General features: G+C 40.4%; 16 protein-coding genes. 14 read left to right on the top strand and 2 right to left on the bottom strand.

What is annotated here, in order from left to right; all coding sequences use genetic code 11:
- Positions 1–358 precede the first annotated feature (358 nt).
- Both NQ560_RS12235 and NQ560_RS12230 read left to right on the top strand, forming a co-directional pair.
- Complete coding sequence (locus tag NQ560_RS12235; RefSeq protein WP_004844113.1) at positions 359–1,492, top strand: hypothetical protein; 1,134 nt, start codon at positions 359–361, stop codon at positions 1,490–1,492.
- A complete protein-coding gene (locus NQ560_RS12230) occupies positions 1,485–1,853 on the top strand; it encodes a hypothetical protein (protein WP_004844112.1) in 369 nt (122 codons plus the stop codon). The genes NQ560_RS12235 and NQ560_RS12230 overlap by 8 nt, the downstream gene beginning before the upstream one ends.
- 170 nt (positions 1,854–2,023) lie before the next feature.
- On the opposite strand, the gene NQ560_RS12225 is transcribed toward NQ560_RS12230, so the two are convergent.
- Complete coding sequence (locus NQ560_RS12225) at positions 2,024–2,863, bottom strand: helix-turn-helix domain-containing protein (RefSeq protein ID WP_005333717.1); 840 nt, start codon at positions 2,861–2,863, stop codon at positions 2,024–2,026.
- Between the two features lie 283 nt (positions 2,864–3,146).
- On the opposite strand from NQ560_RS12225, the gene NQ560_RS12220 reads away from it, so the two are divergent.
- The 12 genes from NQ560_RS12220 (at position 3,147) to cytX (ending at position 13,239) form a co-directional block, all read left to right on the top strand.
- Positions 3,147–3,479, top strand: a complete 333-nt coding sequence (locus tag NQ560_RS12220; protein ID WP_009244196.1) for a hypothetical protein — start codon at positions 3,147–3,149, stop codon at positions 3,477–3,479.
- A 132-nt stretch (positions 3,480–3,611) separates the two neighbouring features.
- Positions 3,612–4,730 (top strand): replication initiation factor domain-containing protein, encoded by a 1,119-nt coding sequence (locus NQ560_RS12215; RefSeq protein WP_226853028.1) that lies wholly within the window; start codon positions 3,612–3,614, stop codon positions 4,728–4,730.
- Positions 4,675–4,908: a helix-turn-helix domain-containing protein gene (locus tag NQ560_RS12210; protein WP_154268922.1), complete on the top strand. Its 234-nt coding sequence runs from the start codon at positions 4,675–4,677 to the stop codon at positions 4,906–4,908. Before NQ560_RS12215 ends, NQ560_RS12210 begins: the two co-directional genes overlap by 56 nt.
- A 67-nt stretch (positions 4,909–4,975) precedes the next feature.
- A complete protein-coding gene (locus tag NQ560_RS12205; protein ID WP_009244191.1) occupies positions 4,976–6,181 on the top strand; it encodes a tyrosine-type recombinase/integrase in 1,206 nt (401 codons plus the stop codon).
- A gap of 351 nt (positions 6,182–6,532) precedes the next feature.
- Positions 6,533–7,402 carry an N-acetylmuramoyl-L-alanine amidase family protein gene (locus tag NQ560_RS12200; RefSeq protein WP_005333725.1) on the top strand — a complete coding sequence of 290 codons (870 nt, stop codon included), beginning with the start codon at positions 6,533–6,535 and terminating at the stop codon, positions 7,400–7,402.
- A 14-nt stretch (positions 7,403–7,416) separates the two neighbouring features.
- On the top strand, positions 7,417–8,211 hold the full coding sequence (locus NQ560_RS12195; RefSeq protein WP_005333727.1) for a Cof-type HAD-IIB family hydrolase: 795 nt from the start codon (positions 7,417–7,419) through the stop codon (positions 8,209–8,211).
- Between the two features lie 15 nt (positions 8,212–8,226).
- On the top strand, positions 8,227–8,727 hold the full coding sequence (locus NQ560_RS12190; RefSeq protein ID WP_005333729.1) for a GreA/GreB family elongation factor: 501 nt from the start codon (positions 8,227–8,229) through the stop codon (positions 8,725–8,727).
- 328 nt (positions 8,728–9,055) lie between these two features.
- Positions 9,056–9,877, top strand: coding sequence for a hydroxyethylthiazole kinase (gene thiM, locus NQ560_RS12185; protein ID WP_040015517.1), 822 nt, complete (start codon positions 9,056–9,058; stop codon positions 9,875–9,877).
- Complete coding sequence (thiE, locus tag NQ560_RS12180) at positions 9,864–10,508, top strand: thiamine phosphate synthase (RefSeq protein WP_005333734.1); 645 nt, start codon at positions 9,864–9,866, stop codon at positions 10,506–10,508. The genes thiM and thiE overlap by 14 nt, the downstream gene beginning before the upstream one ends.
- Complete coding sequence (locus NQ560_RS12175; RefSeq protein WP_005333736.1) at positions 10,502–11,221, top strand: HAD family hydrolase; 720 nt, start codon at positions 10,502–10,504, stop codon at positions 11,219–11,221. The genes thiE and NQ560_RS12175 overlap by 7 nt, the downstream gene beginning before the upstream one ends.
- Positions 11,222–11,244: 23 nt before the next feature.
- Positions 11,245–12,048: a bifunctional hydroxymethylpyrimidine kinase/phosphomethylpyrimidine kinase gene (gene thiD / locus NQ560_RS12170; protein WP_005333737.1), complete on the top strand. Its 804-nt coding sequence runs from the start codon at positions 11,245–11,247 to the stop codon at positions 12,046–12,048.
- Positions 12,049–12,063: 15 nt separating this feature from the next.
- Positions 12,064–13,239, top strand: coding sequence for a putative hydroxymethylpyrimidine transporter CytX (gene cytX, locus NQ560_RS12165; RefSeq protein WP_005333738.1), 1,176 nt, complete (start codon positions 12,064–12,066; stop codon positions 13,237–13,239).
- Here cytX and NQ560_RS12160 read toward each other — a convergent pair.
- Positions 13,213–14,436: a 6-phosphofructokinase gene (locus NQ560_RS12160; RefSeq protein ID WP_005333740.1), complete on the bottom strand. Its 1,224-nt coding sequence runs from the start codon at positions 14,434–14,436 to the stop codon at positions 13,213–13,215. The two genes, cytX and NQ560_RS12160, sit on opposite strands and share 27 nt — an antisense overlap.
- Between the last annotated feature and the right edge of the window lie 217 nt (positions 14,437–14,653).

Below are 14,653 nucleotides of genomic sequence, written 5' to 3'. Positions count from 1 at the left end.
AGGAGTGTTCTAGACACAGCGAAGCCCCGCGGGTGCGTTCCCGGCGAGGCTTCGTGTGCTGTTATAGTTATATAAAGGAATGAGGGATTATCGAACTGGTTTATATTGTGTTACAAAGTGTTGTAAAGCCCGGAATTACAGGCTTTTTTAAAATTGACTTACATATAAAGTGTTATATTTATTTATCCTGATTTGACCGAAATTTGCCCCGAGATTCTTTGTTTGGATTTGTTTGAAAATAGTTTGATAAAAATAAAATAGAATGAAATATTTGAAATAAACATAAAAAAATATAGACAAAATAGGGAATAAGATATAATATTAAAGTAAATATATAATCTAAGGAGGAAGGATATTTATGAGAAAAATTTTTAAACGATTTGCTTCACTTTTGACAATCTTTATATTGACTATTATGTCAATAGTTCCTGTCCATGCATCGGAGAATACTTCTGTTGTAAATGTTACGGATGATTTGGCGATACAGATGGCAGAACGTTTTGCAAAGGGAATAGGAGAAAATAGCAATATTGTTGCTAATAATCCGAGAAAATTTTATGATACAACAGGTCAAGCTATTGGATATATTGTAAATTACAATTTAGAAAACAAACCATATGGATATGTAGTTTTTGATACTACGTGTGAATCTTTGATATCAGAATACTCATTTGGTAATAATTCAGCAAATCCATATGAGGTGATTTATCAAAGTGAAGCAAATGTATTTAGTGAAAAAGCAAATACCTCTGAAATATATAAAATAGCTCCGTTTGAATATGGTATTGTTGATAATTTGGGAAAGATTAGAACGAATTATGGTGAAACATTAGAAAAAACAGTACTGTCCTTGAATGAGAGTAGGGGAAAAGACCCAGCTACTTGGGATGAGGTTTTGCTAGATATTGATGAAGTTTATGAAAACTACACGCTTGTTTCAACAAATCATCTTCAAGAATTTATTTCCTTTAATGAGCCGTATATAGAAAGTGTAACAGGACATTATGCATGTGCAGTTAGTGCATTATTAGCATGTGGTGCATATTATAATGCTGTTGATTATACAGATATTGCAGGTGATTATATGGATATTTGGGATTCAACAGGAACGACAGTTTCATCGGAGAGTGGAGGAATAACATATGGTTCAACAACTATTGGCAATATTGGACCTGGATTTGTGGACTTTTGTGCTGGAAAGAATGTTTCTGTAACACAAAATACTGACTATAGTCCCAATTATAATTTTTTCACTAATTGCATTGATAGAGGAGATATAGCAGTTGTCCATTGTGGTATAATTAGCAGTGATACTGGAGAACGTGCGGGGCATTCAATGGCAGCAGAGGGATATGCAACTTTGCGAGCATATAATTCTGGAAATACAGTACATACATTGATGGTATTTGATGGATGGGGGGATACAGTACGTTATTTGAATTTTGATTTTGATAGTTGGACAGACATATCGGGGACTACATTTAATGGATAAGAAACGATTGATTTTGTTAATCATACTTTTGCTTGCAATAGTATTAATTGTGCTTGGCGTAAAAGGAAATGTTTTTAAGGAGAATCGTCAAAATATGGAGTTGCGTTCTAGTGGAGATGATAATTCTCATTGGTTTCATTTGAGTGGGGTTGTTGTAGAGAAAACTTTTGATACACTTTTAATAGAACTAAATGAGAAGGAAGAAAGTAGTCTATTTTTTGATACGACAAAAGTTAGTTTAGATTGTACTAAGTGTAAAGGTGATCTAGAACAAGTATCAGAAGGAAATGTTATTAAATTTTATTTTTTTAAGTATAATATTGATGGTGAAACGGTAAAAATTGAAAGAATAGTAAGATAAAAGTATAAGTAAGAGTTCTGCTATCAGAACATTATTATTAGTGAGGTAAAGGAACAAGGCGAAGCCGAGACGCCGTAGGGCAGTCCTTTACGGAACGGACACAGCCAATACCATCATGATACATAAGAGGACTTGAAAGGTCACAAACCTTGCAAGTCCTCTTGTTTATCTTATGGGTTACTTCTGTCGGATTGCATTTTCCGATAGACCGCTTCTTTCGTGGCTTCTCGGAAAAAGCTATCCTGTCTGGTATATGCCAGATGTTCATTCTGGATATAAGCGTCTGATTCGCAATCATATTCGTAAGGGATTACCTGTGTTGTTCCCTGTTTTTCATCAATTCCATAGATAATTACTTTGGAATCTCTCAATGCCAGTCCGAGTGTCAGAAAGCCGGAAGTGAAATAATTGTTGTTGTGTGGAGCGGTTATGCTTTTCAGTGCATGAAAGAAGTCTGCTACTTCCTCAGTCTGTCCATTCTCAAAAGCCGGAATGATATGTAAGGTGTTGTTTGCCTTATCTGCATATGCCCGGCAGACCAGAACGGAAGAATCCGCTTTTTGTATGATACCGTCAAAATAATCGCCGGAGTATGCAGTTGGCTGATAGAAAATGGCGGTTTCTTTTGTTGTAAGGTTATGATAAGTCAGAAAGCCGTTTACAAGCCGGACAATCTCGATATCATCCCCGTAGGTAAATCCGTTCTGCTCTAAAAGAGAATAGAAAGTTCTGGTAAATTCTTCCGGCAGTTCAATCCCCAGTTTTTCTGTGATAAGCATATCTACATATTCTTTAAATGAACCATACAGAAGTTCATTCAGCGTCATATTGCCCAACGTGGCAATCTGCTTCAAGCGTTTCTCATTGGGAAGATTCACACCCTTTTCCCAACTGTTTACAGAGCCTTTCGGGGCATTATCTATGATTTCCCCAAACTTCTGCATACTGTAACCGTATTTCTTGCGTATCTGTAAAATTCGTTTTCCTACTGCTTCTTTATTCACAAACATATGCACACCTCGTTTCTGTTTTCATCATAACACAAGATAAGGATAAATGTAAGGGTAAAATTATAATAAGTTATAAAAAGATATAGTTAAGCGTTTGAAATACAAAAATAAAAAGTAAGGGAAAAAGTAAAATAATTGTTGACAAGAAGAAAAAACAGGTCTATGATGAGGTTAAGAGGTAAGGAGAAAAGTAATGAAATAAATATAGACGTGGATATGAAAAGGACTTGTCACACTTACCAGACACTCATTCACCATGATTTCAAAAAAGGAGAAATGTAGCATGCAGATTACATTGACAAAAGAACAGGTCAGAGAAGCGTTCGGGGAACTCCGTTACATGGGAGCAGACTACTGCTACAAGTATGATAAGGAAACCCGGAAGAAAACCGAGGAAGTGGAAGCATTGAAACTTCACCTCGGAAGCATGAAACTTGGAAACAGCGTAGATATCCGTCTGGAAGCAACAGAACTTCCAAAGGTAGAGCCTTACACAGTGGTAGAACTAGAAGAAGCGGTATATGCCCCTTATGTGCAGAGGGGAAACTTCCCGGTATTGGTGGACAGAATCTCCTGCAAGGGTATCCGTGTTGTTACCGGAAAAGGAAACGTGTAGAGACTGTTCCCGGAAATTCTCTGCGGACTGCTCCGTACAGCGTGAAAGGAGCAAAGGGAGTAGAGGAAGTTCCGGGAACGTGGCGAAAGCCACGGCATACTACGAAAGGCAGGGATGATGATAACAGAGGTAATGAAAATTTCAGAACCCCCCTATACTAACAGGGGGGTAACTCGTCAGAAAGAAGATTTGACAGCACTGATTGACTGGTGTCAGATTACTGTCAAAGGTGTAGACGTGTTCATAATCATAGAAGATATCTTGCGGATTCCACTGAGTTTTATGGAACTGCATGGTAAGGAAAAAGGAATTGCTGGACACGAACTGATAGCAAGATTTGACAATATCAAGATTCTGAAACCGACAGGAAATGCACAGTATGAGGGATTTCAGATTCTTATGAGTGGTTCGGGGTGCAGGAATTATGAAAATTTCCTTATGATGAATAAGGAAACATGGTTTGATTTTCTGGAAAGAGTTTGCAGATACCCGGTGAATTTTCCGAGGATAGACTTGGCAATCGACGATACAAAGCCTTATCTGTCTATCCCGGAATTGATTCGTCTGAAAAACGAGGGGCTGATATCTAGTCAGTTGCGTGATACAGCAGAGAATCGTTCTGATAGACTGAAAGAGGATGAAATAGAAGCGCAGGGAAAAACACTATATCTCGGCAGTAAACACAGTGATTTTCGGATTACATTCTATGAAAAGGGATATGAACAGGCAGAAAAGTTCGGAAAAGAACTCAACCCGGACTGGAACAGATATGAACTTCGATTCCGGCACAAAAAAGCGGTCAGATTAGTAGAAGAACTTCTGAAAGACAGGGATGTGGCACGGATTGCGTTGTCTGTATTAAACGAGAAAGTGCGGTTTTTACAGAAGCCGGAAAACAGCACGGTTACAAGAAAACGGCTTTATCCTACTTATCCCCCGTGGGAAGAACTCATGCAGGATGTAGGGAAGATAAAGTTGACCATGAATCCAGAGAAAAAGACACTGGAACGAACATGGCAGTGGCTGAACGTAGCAGTTTCGCCCTCTTTAAAGCTAATGGATAAAATCGGAAAACTGGATAACAGAGATTATATCCGCCAGCTAATAGAACGGGGGCAGATGAACGAAGAACAACAACGCATATATGAGGACTATAAAAAATCTTTCCTTTTGAGGGAAGAAGAAAGGAGAATCTTTGACAGAACATACACAGAACACGATACAGACAAAGAAAGCCCTTACAGTGAATGAAGCGTCAGAGTATACGGGAATTGGAAGAAATAATCTGCGAAAGCTGATTACATGGCAGAAGATTCCGGTCATAAGGATTGGAAATAAGATTCTTATACTCTCTGAGGTTTTAGACCAGTTTTTGAAGAAAAACGAAGGGCATAATCTGAAAAATAAATATGAAGTAATTGCAGTATAAACACAAATAAGCATATAATACTGTCAGACCAGTTCTGATAGTCCTTGCACGGAAAGGAGCGTGCAGATTGGGCAAGGACTTAAAAGGAAATCCATTACCGCCGGGAATTATGCAGAGAAAAAGCGGAATTTACAGAGGGCGGTTTTATTACAAAGGAGAAACGTATACAAAAGATAATGCGGACTTAAAAAAGTTAGTTCAAGAAATGGAAGATTTACGCTATGAAGTCAAGCATGGGTTGAAAGGAAAGGGCGATAATATCACTCTGGATACATGGTTTGATATCTGGCTGAATACCCATAAGAAGCGGACTATCAAGGAGAGTACACAAGTACGTTATGATGATTTTTACAGACGTTACATAAAGAAGCAGATAGGAAAACAACGTGTGGCAGATTTTAATCCGATTATTTTGGAACGTCTGCTTCAGAATATGGCAGATGATGATTACAGCACAAAGACTATACGGGATGTGTATAATATTCTCAATGCTATGTTCAAATATGCAGTGCATAACAGGATTCTTACATTCAACCCATGTGCAGGAGTGGAAGTTCCCAAAACAAAGACAAAACAGATACGGGTACTGACTGTGAAAGAACAACGGGAAGTATTGGAACACGCAAAGGAGAGAATACACGAGAATCTCATACAGGTAGCACTCGGAACGGGAATGCGTGGCGGAGAACTGCTTGGGCTTACATGGGATGATGTAGATTTTCGGAAACGGGAAATTTCTGTAAATAAAACGTTGGTGTATATCAAAGATAAGGAAACAAAGAAGTATGTATTCAAGTACCAGACACCAAAGACAAAGAACAGTATACGGACGATTCCCATGCAGGACAGTGTGTATAAGGCTTTAAAACGTCAGTGGATTCAGTTGAAAGAAATGCAGTTGTCAGCTAGTGAATGGCAACCATTAGAGGGATTTGAAAATCTTGTGTTTGTTGGAAAGAACGGAAAACCGATTACAGAACACACCTTTCAAGTGACGTTAGACTGGATAGAAAAATCTATCAATAAGGAACGAAAAAAGCAGGCAGAGAAAAACAAGACAGTGTTTATACCGATTCCGCATTTTTATCCACATGCACTTCGTCATACTTTTGCAACGCGTTGTTTTGAAGCCGGGATTGACGCAAAGGTAGTACAAGGATTCCTCGGACATTATTCCATAGCAATCACACTGGATTTGTATACGCACGTCACAGATGATAAAGCAAAATCGGAAATGGATAAATTACAGAATTTGTATAAGGAAATCATATAATCAGAACAAGAATAAGAAAGAGAATAGAAAAGGTGCAACATTTCTTTAGAAAATTATTTGACCGAGATTTGACCGAAGCGGATTTTGCAACAAGTACAGAACAGCGAAAACCCGCTAACCACAAGGGCTAACGGGCTTCGTTGTTTTATAGTTATCTAAAGGAATGAGAGTAAGTGCTTTTCGCACTTCTATGAGGGGTGATAGCTGATGTCTTTCTCAACTATCTGTCATTTAGTATAAGAGGAAAATGTGACGAAAGTATGTTGAAACTCTTAAACAAATCGAAAATTTATAAAAAACCACTTAAGAAATAATAAAGTTATGGTAGAATAGTACTTACGGAGGTGGAATATGAAAAAAAGAGTATTGTTACTGGGACTTGTAGTGCTTATGGTACTTACAGGCTGTGGGACAACAGAAAAAGAAACGAAGACAAAGGAAAAAGATCCAGACAAACTGGTATTAAATATAGAAGATAAAAAAGAAGACAATATACAAGAGGAACAGACAGATATGCAGGAACAGGCTTCACAGCCAGACGGACAATCACAGGCAGAAGAGGCGAATGAACAACAGCCGCAGAAAAATGGACATTTGATTGCGATTGATGCAGGACATCAGGCAAAGGGGAATAGCGAGAAAGAACCGGTCGGTCCAGGTTCTTCTGAAATGAAAGCAAAGGTGGCTTCCGGGACAAGTGGCAAGACATCAGGGCTTCAGGAATATGAACTGACATTGGCTGTTTCTATGAAGCTGAAAGAAGAATTGATGAACCGTGGGTATGATGTTTTGATGATACGAGAGACGAACGATGTAAATGTATCGAATGCAGAGCGTGCACAGATTGCAAACAATGCCAATGCCGATGCATTTATCCGCATCCATGCCAATGGTTCAGATAGCAGCAGTGCCAATGGCATGATGACGATCTGTCAGACTGCTTCCAATCCATACAATGGAAATCTATATTCCCAAAGTCAGGCACTTTCAACAGATATTTTAGATCAGATGGTAGCAGCAACCGGAGCAAAAAGAGAGCGTGTCTGGGAGACAGATACCATGAGTGGAATCAACTGGGCACAGGTTCCGACGACCATTGTGGAGATGGGATATATGAGTAATCCGACGGAAGATCAGAAGATGGCGACAGACGAATATCAGTGGCAGATCGTAACCGGGATTGCCAATGGCGTGGATCAGTATTTTGGAATTGCGAGATAAGGGAGTTTTGACAGATGAAAAAAGCAGCATTATTTTTTGATGTAGATGGTACATTGATTGACGAACAGACGAAGATAGTGCCGGAAAGTACACTTCGTGCATTGAAGCAGGCGAGAGAAAACGGACATCTTGTGTTTATCAATACAGGTCGTACATCTTGTAATACATTGGATTCTATGAAGCACATACCGGTAAACGGATATGTGTGCGGTTGTGGAACGGAAATCATTTATCAGGGAAATGTGCTGATGCACAGTACACTGACCAAGGAGCAATGCAGACGTTACATACAGGTGATTCAGGAGTGTCATATGGAAGGAGTTCTGGAAGCCAGTGACGATCTATATTTTCCCCAAAATAGTTCCCGTTTTCCGGAAATCGAAGATATCAGGCAGCGCATGGGAAAAGCCTGGGGATTAGGCTGTAAGAAATATATAGAGGATGGCGGATTCATTTATGATAAAATGTTCTTACTCTCTGATCAGACAAGTGATGTAGTAAAATTCATAGAGGAAGTCCGTGACAATCTGGCAGTCATCGATCGGAGACATGGAAGTTATGAGTGTATTCAAAAGCAATATACAAAAGCGACCGGGATTGAGTATATGAGGAAATATCTTGGCTATGACATGGATCAGATATATGTATTTGGAGATAGCAGCAATGATTTGGCGATGTTCGAATACGCCACACATACAGTAGCGATGAAAGAGCATGATTCTGTATTGGATCCATATACAGAATATGTGACGGACAGTGTGATGAATGACGGAATTGAAAAAGCAATGAAACATTATCAATTAATATAGAAGGGACTGTATCATATGGGAGAACAACTGACAGAAAGTGATGTAAAGAAAATAAAGGAAGAAATTGAGTACCGAAAGATTGTTGTCCGTAAAAAAGAGCTGGAAGCAGTAAAAGAGGCAAGAGCACAGGGAGACTTGAGCGAGAACTTTGAGTATAAAGCAGCGAAGCAGGATAAGAACCGCAACGAAAGCCGTATCCGTTATCTAGAGAGAATGTTAAAAACTGCCAACATTGTGTCTGATGATTCAAAAGAAGACGAGATAGGAATTAATAATACCGTGGATCTTTATTTTGAAGATGATGAAGAAGTGGAGACATACCGGATTGTGACAAGTGTCCGAGGAAATTCCCTGGCAGGACTGATCAGCATCGAGTCGCCGCTTGGAAAAGCAGTACTTGGACATAAAGTTGGTGACCGCGTGAAAATACCGGCAGGAGATGACGGATATTATGTAGTAGTAAAGAGGATTGATAAAACTACTGATGACAGTCATGATACGTTAAGAAAATATTAGTAAAAGTGAAAAAAATATTTTTGAGAATATTGCAAAGGAAATATGCATATACTATAAGAACAAAGTGTATTATAATTAATAAACTTGTAAAATTTTGTCTATTATGTATAATATATATGAAACGAATAACGAACAACAGGGGGCTTGCGTATCAAGCAGGCTGAGATTGGGCTGAATGCCCTGACCTGCAACCTGATTTGGATAATGCCAACGTAGGGAAAAAGATGCGTAAATGTTAGCAGGTATATCTTTTATTAGGTATATCTGCTATTTATGTTAGCAATGTAAAAATCAGCGAATGTTCACAACACAAAAAGGAGAGAGAATTATGCTAGGTACATGTTTACAGAACGTTAGAGAAAAAGGACCGCTTGTCCATAATATTACGAATTATGTTACGGTCAATGATGTAGCAAATGTGATTCTTGCGTGTGGTGCAAGCCCAATTATGTCAGATGAGCCGCAGGACGTGCAGGATATCACTGCAATTTGTGGAGGCCTGAACATCAATATTGGAACGCTGAATGTAAGAACGATTGAAGGAATGTTGGCGGCAGGTCATAAGGCAAATGAATTAAAGCACATGGTTCTGCTTGATCCGGTTGGTGCAGGAGCAAGTTCTCTTAGAACGAATACAGCTGTCAACTTGATGCAGGAAATAAAGTTTGATGTAATCCGTGGAAATATTTCCGAAATCAAGACATTAGCTGCAGGAAGCGGTACTACAAAGGGTGTTGACGCTGATGTAGCTGACGCAGTGACAGAAGATAATCTGGACGAAGCAGTTACATTTGCAAAAGCATTTTCTGAAAAATCCGGAAGTATAGTTGCAATTACAGGAGCAATTGATCTTGTCAGCGACGGCAGAAAATGTTACGTGATCCGTAATGGACGTCCGGAAATGGGAAGAATTACAGGAACAGGCTGCCAGTTATCCGGACTGATGACAGCATATCTTGTTGCAAATCCTGAGCAGAAGCTTGAGGCGGCAGCAGCGGCAGTTTGTACGATGGGACTTGCCGGTGAGATTGGCTGGAGTTACATGCAGAAAGGTGACGGTAATTCTACCTATAGAAATAGAATTATTGATGCTATTTATAACATGACAAAAGAGCAGTTAGACGAAGGAGCAAAATATGAAGTGCGATAAAAAAGATTTGCTGCTTTATGCAGTGACAGACAGAAGTTGGCTGAATGGAGAGACACTTTACAGTCAGGTTGAGAAGGCACTGGAAGGTGGAGCCACATTTGTACAGCTTCGTGAGAAACATCTCGATCACGATGCTTTTCTTCAGGAGGCAAAGGAAATCAAGGAATTGTGTGCAAAGTACCAGGTACCGTTTGTGCTGGACGATGATGTGGAGCTTGCACTGGAAGTTGGCGCGGACGGAGTTCATGTAGGACAAAGTGATATGGAAGCAGGAGATGTCCGGGCAAAGCTTGGTGAAGATAAGATTGTCGGAGTTTCAGCACAGACAGTGGGGCAGGCACTTCTAGCTCAGGAGCGCGGAGCAGACTATCTTGGAGTCGGAGCCGTATTTCCGACCAGTTCCAAAGATGACGCAGTAGAAGTTGACCATGAGATGGTAAAAGCAATTTGTGAGGCTGTAGATATTCCAGTTATCGCAATTGGCGGCATCACAAAAGATAATGTGCAGGAGTTGTCAGGCTGTGGACTTTGTGGAATCGCAGTTATCAGCGCTATTTTCGCAAAACCGGATATTAAGAAAGCGACAGAAGAGCTGAAAGCAGCCACTGAGAAGATGGTGAAAGCATGTTAGAAAATAAATCTGACGTGGAGAAAAATGCATCAGAGCAGAAATGTTGTGGAAAAGTTCCTGTACAGAATATGGGTGGTGTTATCTTAGACATAGACGGGACAGTTCTGGATTCTATGTCCATCTGGCAGGACGCAGGAGTGAGATACCTTGCGAGTCAGCAGATTGAAGCAGAGCCTGGACTTGCCGAGAAGATTTATTATATGTCTATCCCGGAGGCTGCATTATATATGCGGACACGCTATGGGCTTGAACAATCTGTAGAAGAAATCAGTCAGGGGATCAAAGATGTAGTGAGAGATTTCTATTATTACGAGGCACCGTTAAAAGCCGGAGTAAAAGAATTTCTACAAAAAATGTCAGATAGAAAGATTCCGGTCGTGGCAGCGACAGCCAGTGATGAAGATCACCTGGAACATGCATTTACACGTCTTGGAATACGTCAATATTTTGAATATATTTTTACATGCGCGCAGGCAGGAGCTGGAAAGCAGAGTCCGGCAATCTATCATATGGCAGCTGGGTTTTTAGGCAGGAATCCGGAAGAACTGTATGTTTTTGAAGATGCATTGTATGCGATCCAGACAGCAAAACTGGCAGGATATCATACGGTTGGCGTGTATGACGAAGAAAGTAAAGAAGATCAGGAAATGATCCGCGAAGAAGCAGACATTTATATGGAAAGCTTTTTGAAGGCGGATGTGTTTTTTGAATAGATAAGAAAAGGAAAGGCAAAACAATGAGAACAGCAGTAACAATTGCCGGAAGTGATTCCAGCGGTGGAGCAGGGATTCAGGCAGACATTAAGACAATGATTGCAAATGGCGTTTATGCTATGAGTGCAATCACAGCGTTAACCGCACAGAATACAACAGGTGTGACAGGGATTATGGAAGTGACACCAGAATTTCTAGGTGAGGAATTAGACAACATTTTTACAGATATTTATCCGGACGCAGTGAAGATCGGAATGGTATCTTCCAGTGCGCTGATTGAGAAAATTGCAGATAAACTGAAGGAGTATCAAGCAGAAAATATCGTTGTTGACCCAGTTATGGTAGCAACAAGTGGAGCGAAGCTGATCAGTGATGAGGCAATCGGAACTTTAAAGAAACGTCTTCTTCCAATTGCCAGTGTTCTGACACCGAATATTCCAGAAGCAGAAGTTCTGGCGGAAATGGAGATCCACTCAGCAGATGATATGATCGAGGCTGCAAAGAAAATCAGTGATACATACCACTGCGCAGTTCTCTGCAAGGGCGGACATAAGTTGAATGATGCAAATGACCTGCTTTATCGTGACGGTGATTATCGTTGGTTCAACGGAAAACGTATTGATAATCCGAATACACATGGAACCGGCTGCACACTTTCCAGTGCCATTGCATCGAACCTTGCAAAAGGATTTGATATGGACACATCCGTAGAGCGTGCAAAAGATTATATTTCCGGAGCGCTGGCTGCGATGCTGGATCTCGGAAAAGGAAGTGGACCTATGGATCACGGATTTGCAATTACGGGAGAATATAAGAAAGAAGCATAAAGAGGGAAAGACATCATGGAAGAAAAAAGAACAGGTTTATTTGAAAATGGACTGATCTGGTTTGGAGCAGGCGTTTCTATCGCGGAGATTCTGACCGGAACTTATCTGGCACCACTTGGAATGGGGAAAGGACTTCTCGCAATTATCGTAGGACATATCATCGGCTGCCTTATGTTATTCCTGGCAGGTGTAATCGGTGGTAAAGTCAGAAAAAGTGCAATGGAAACTGTAAAAATGAGTTTTGGACAGAAGGGAAGTATTCTGTTTGCAGTGTTAAATGTGCTGCAGCTTGTGGGCTGGACGGCAATTATGATTTATGATGGTGCACTGGCAGCAGATGGTGTCATGAATACCGGACGCTGGATTTGGTGCCTGGTCATCGGAGCGCTGATCATTCTGTGGATTGTTATTGGAATTACAAATCTTGGAAAAATAAACACGGTTGCTATGGCAGCATTATTTATCCTGACACTGATTCTTTGCAAAGTTATCTTCACAGGAAGCGGAGCAGGCGTACCATCTGATGACAGCATGACATTTGGTGCAGCAGTTGAACTTGCCGTTGCCATGCCATTATCCTGGCTTCCACTGATCAGTGATTATACAAGAGAAGCAAAAGAGCCGGTAAAAGCAACAGCAGTCAGCGCAATTACTTATGGTATTGTAAGCTGCTGGATGTATGTGATCGGAATGGGAGCAGCAATTATTACCGGAGAGTATGATATTGCACAGATTATGCTAAAAGCAGGTCTTGGAATCGCCGGACTTCTGATCATCGTATTTTCAACAGTTACAACAACATTTCTGGATGCATATTCCGCAGGAATTTCCAGTGAAACCGTTGTGAACAAATGGAATGGAAAACATGTGGCAATCGTGGTAACTGTGCTTGGAACGATTGCAGCAATTGTATACCCGATGGATAATATTACAGATTTTCTGTATCTCATCGGTTCCGTATTTGCACCGATGATTGCAATCCAGATTGCAGACTTCTTCCTGCTGAAACTGGATAAGAGTAATCAGGCAGTGCATGTACCGAATATGATTATCTGGGTGATAGGATTTATTGCGTATCGAATTCTGATGAATATCGATATGCCGGTAGGAAATACACTGCCTGATATGTTGATCACGATTATTCTGTGCCTTATAGTAGGGAAACTATTTCCGGTAAGCAAAAAGCGGTAAGCCGTTTTCTTCCGGCAAGACTACTTTTCCTTGGATCAGTGGTCTTGCATACTGTATAAATGCTTCTGTGACATCACAGCCGTCTTCGGTAATCCAATCAGATGGTACGGCTTTTTCCATGTTACAGATTTCATTTACATCGGCAGTTTCGTAGGAGAGCTCGTAAGGAAGATCACCGTTTCGGATAAATGTGATCATCTTGCCTGTCTCTCCTTTTAATGCAGCCTGAACACCAACGATTCCGGCATTTTCAGATTCATTTAAATCTGTAGCTGACAGGTATTCGCTGGAGCAGCGCTGGCATACATTCAACTCAATGGAGCGGACTTTTACGCCGATTCGCTCTTTGACAAGATTTTCCAGATATTTTCCGGATCCGGTCAACATTTTATGACCAAAGGTATCGGTTCCAATATCACCGGCAAGTTCGCAGACAAAGGTTCCATTTTTGTCATGAATTCCTTCAGAGATGCATACAACTAAGTTTGGGGTTGTTTCCAGCATTTCCTGTACTTTTTTAAGAAATGCTTCCTGGTCAAATGCAGTTTCCGGCAGATAAATAAGGCGTGGGTTATCACCATCATATTTGCGGGCAAGGGCACTGGCGGCAGTGAGCCAGCCGGCGTGACGCCCCATAATTTCTACAATAGTGACAGATTTTTTGTTGTCATAAACACTTGCATCAATGGCAACTTCGCGGACCATGGAAGCAACATATTTTGCAGCACTTCCAAATCCCGGAGTGTGATCTGTGTGGACCAGGTCATTATCTATGGTTTTCGGAACACCGATAAAGCGAATATCGCTGTTGATCATTTTGGCATATCGGGATAATTTACTTACAGTATCCATGGAATCATTTCCCCCAATATAGAAGAAATAACCGATACCATGCGATGTAAACTTGTTGAATAACAATGGATAAACAGGATCATTTAAATCTTCGGGAAGCTTGTAACGACATGACCCGAGGTAAGAGCCGGGTGTTGTACGGAGTAAGGAGAGTTCGTTCGTTTCAATGAGTGAACGCATATCCATCATATGTCCGTTTAAAAATCCTTCAATTCCATTAATCATACCGTATATTTCGTCGATTTCCTCAGTGTGTCTCATGGCTTCAGTGACTACGCCATACAGACTTCCGTTAATGACCGCAGTCGGGCCGCCGGATTGTCCGACAATCAGATTCTTTTTCATATGTGTACCTTCCTTTTGTTGAAAAATTATCAATTTTATCTCTACTATATCGAATCATAGCATTTTTTACAAGGAGATTGCAAAAAAGACACAAAAATTTTGGTTGGAAAAAGTGCACAGATGCTATATACTAAAAAAGATTCCTAAGGCTCTGCTTTGGGTAAGTAGTGACATAATAAGAAAGAAACTATAAATTCAAAAAGATGTGATATAAGGA

This window comes from Dorea formicigenerans (assembly GCF_025150245.1).
GTDB classification, from domain to species: Bacteria; Bacillota; Clostridia; order Lachnospirales; family Lachnospiraceae; genus Dorea; species Dorea formicigenerans.
Note: the sequence above shows the minus strand (reverse complement) of the source record. Positions and strands in the feature narration are given on the sequence as shown.

Bases quoted from the DNA above. Each gene is read 5' to 3' on its own strand.
- thiE (WP_005333734.1), top strand. From the start codon at position 9,864: ATGAAGTGCGATAAAAAAGATTTGCTGCTTTATGCAGTGACAGACAGA.
- NQ560_RS12195 (WP_005333727.1), top strand. From the start codon at position 7,417: ATGAAAAAAGCAGCATTATTTTTTGATGTAGATGGTACATTGATTGAC.
- NQ560_RS12235 (WP_004844113.1), top strand. From the start codon at position 359: ATGAGAAAAATTTTTAAACGATTTGCTTCACTTTTGACAATCTTTATA.
- NQ560_RS12220 (WP_009244196.1), top strand. From the start codon at position 3,147: ATGCAGATTACATTGACAAAAGAACAGGTCAGAGAAGCGTTCGGGGAA.
- NQ560_RS12215 (WP_226853028.1), top strand. From the start codon at position 3,612: ATGAAAATTTCAGAACCCCCCTATACTAACAGGGGGGTAACTCGTCAG.
- cytX (WP_005333738.1), top strand. From the start codon at position 12,064: ATGGAAGAAAAAAGAACAGGTTTATTTGAAAATGGACTGATCTGGTTT.
- thiM (WP_040015517.1), top strand. From the start codon at position 9,056: ATGCTAGGTACATGTTTACAGAACGTTAGAGAAAAAGGACCGCTTGTC.
- NQ560_RS12190 (WP_005333729.1), top strand. From the start codon at position 8,227: ATGGGAGAACAACTGACAGAAAGTGATGTAAAGAAAATAAAGGAAGAA.
- NQ560_RS12225 (WP_005333717.1), bottom strand. From the start codon at position 2,863: ATGTTTGTGAATAAAGAAGCAGTAGGAAAACGAATTTTACAGATACGC.
- NQ560_RS12200 (WP_005333725.1), top strand. From the start codon at position 6,533: ATGAAAAAAAGAGTATTGTTACTGGGACTTGTAGTGCTTATGGTACTT.
- thiD (WP_005333737.1), top strand. From the start codon at position 11,245: ATGAGAACAGCAGTAACAATTGCCGGAAGTGATTCCAGCGGTGGAGCA.
- NQ560_RS12230 (WP_004844112.1), top strand. From the start codon at position 1,485: ATGGATAAGAAACGATTGATTTTGTTAATCATACTTTTGCTTGCAATA.
- NQ560_RS12175 (WP_005333736.1), top strand. From the start codon at position 10,502: ATGTTAGAAAATAAATCTGACGTGGAGAAAAATGCATCAGAGCAGAAA.
- NQ560_RS12160 (WP_005333740.1), bottom strand. From the start codon at position 14,436: ATGAAAAAGAATCTGATTGTCGGACAATCCGGCGGCCCGACTGCGGTC.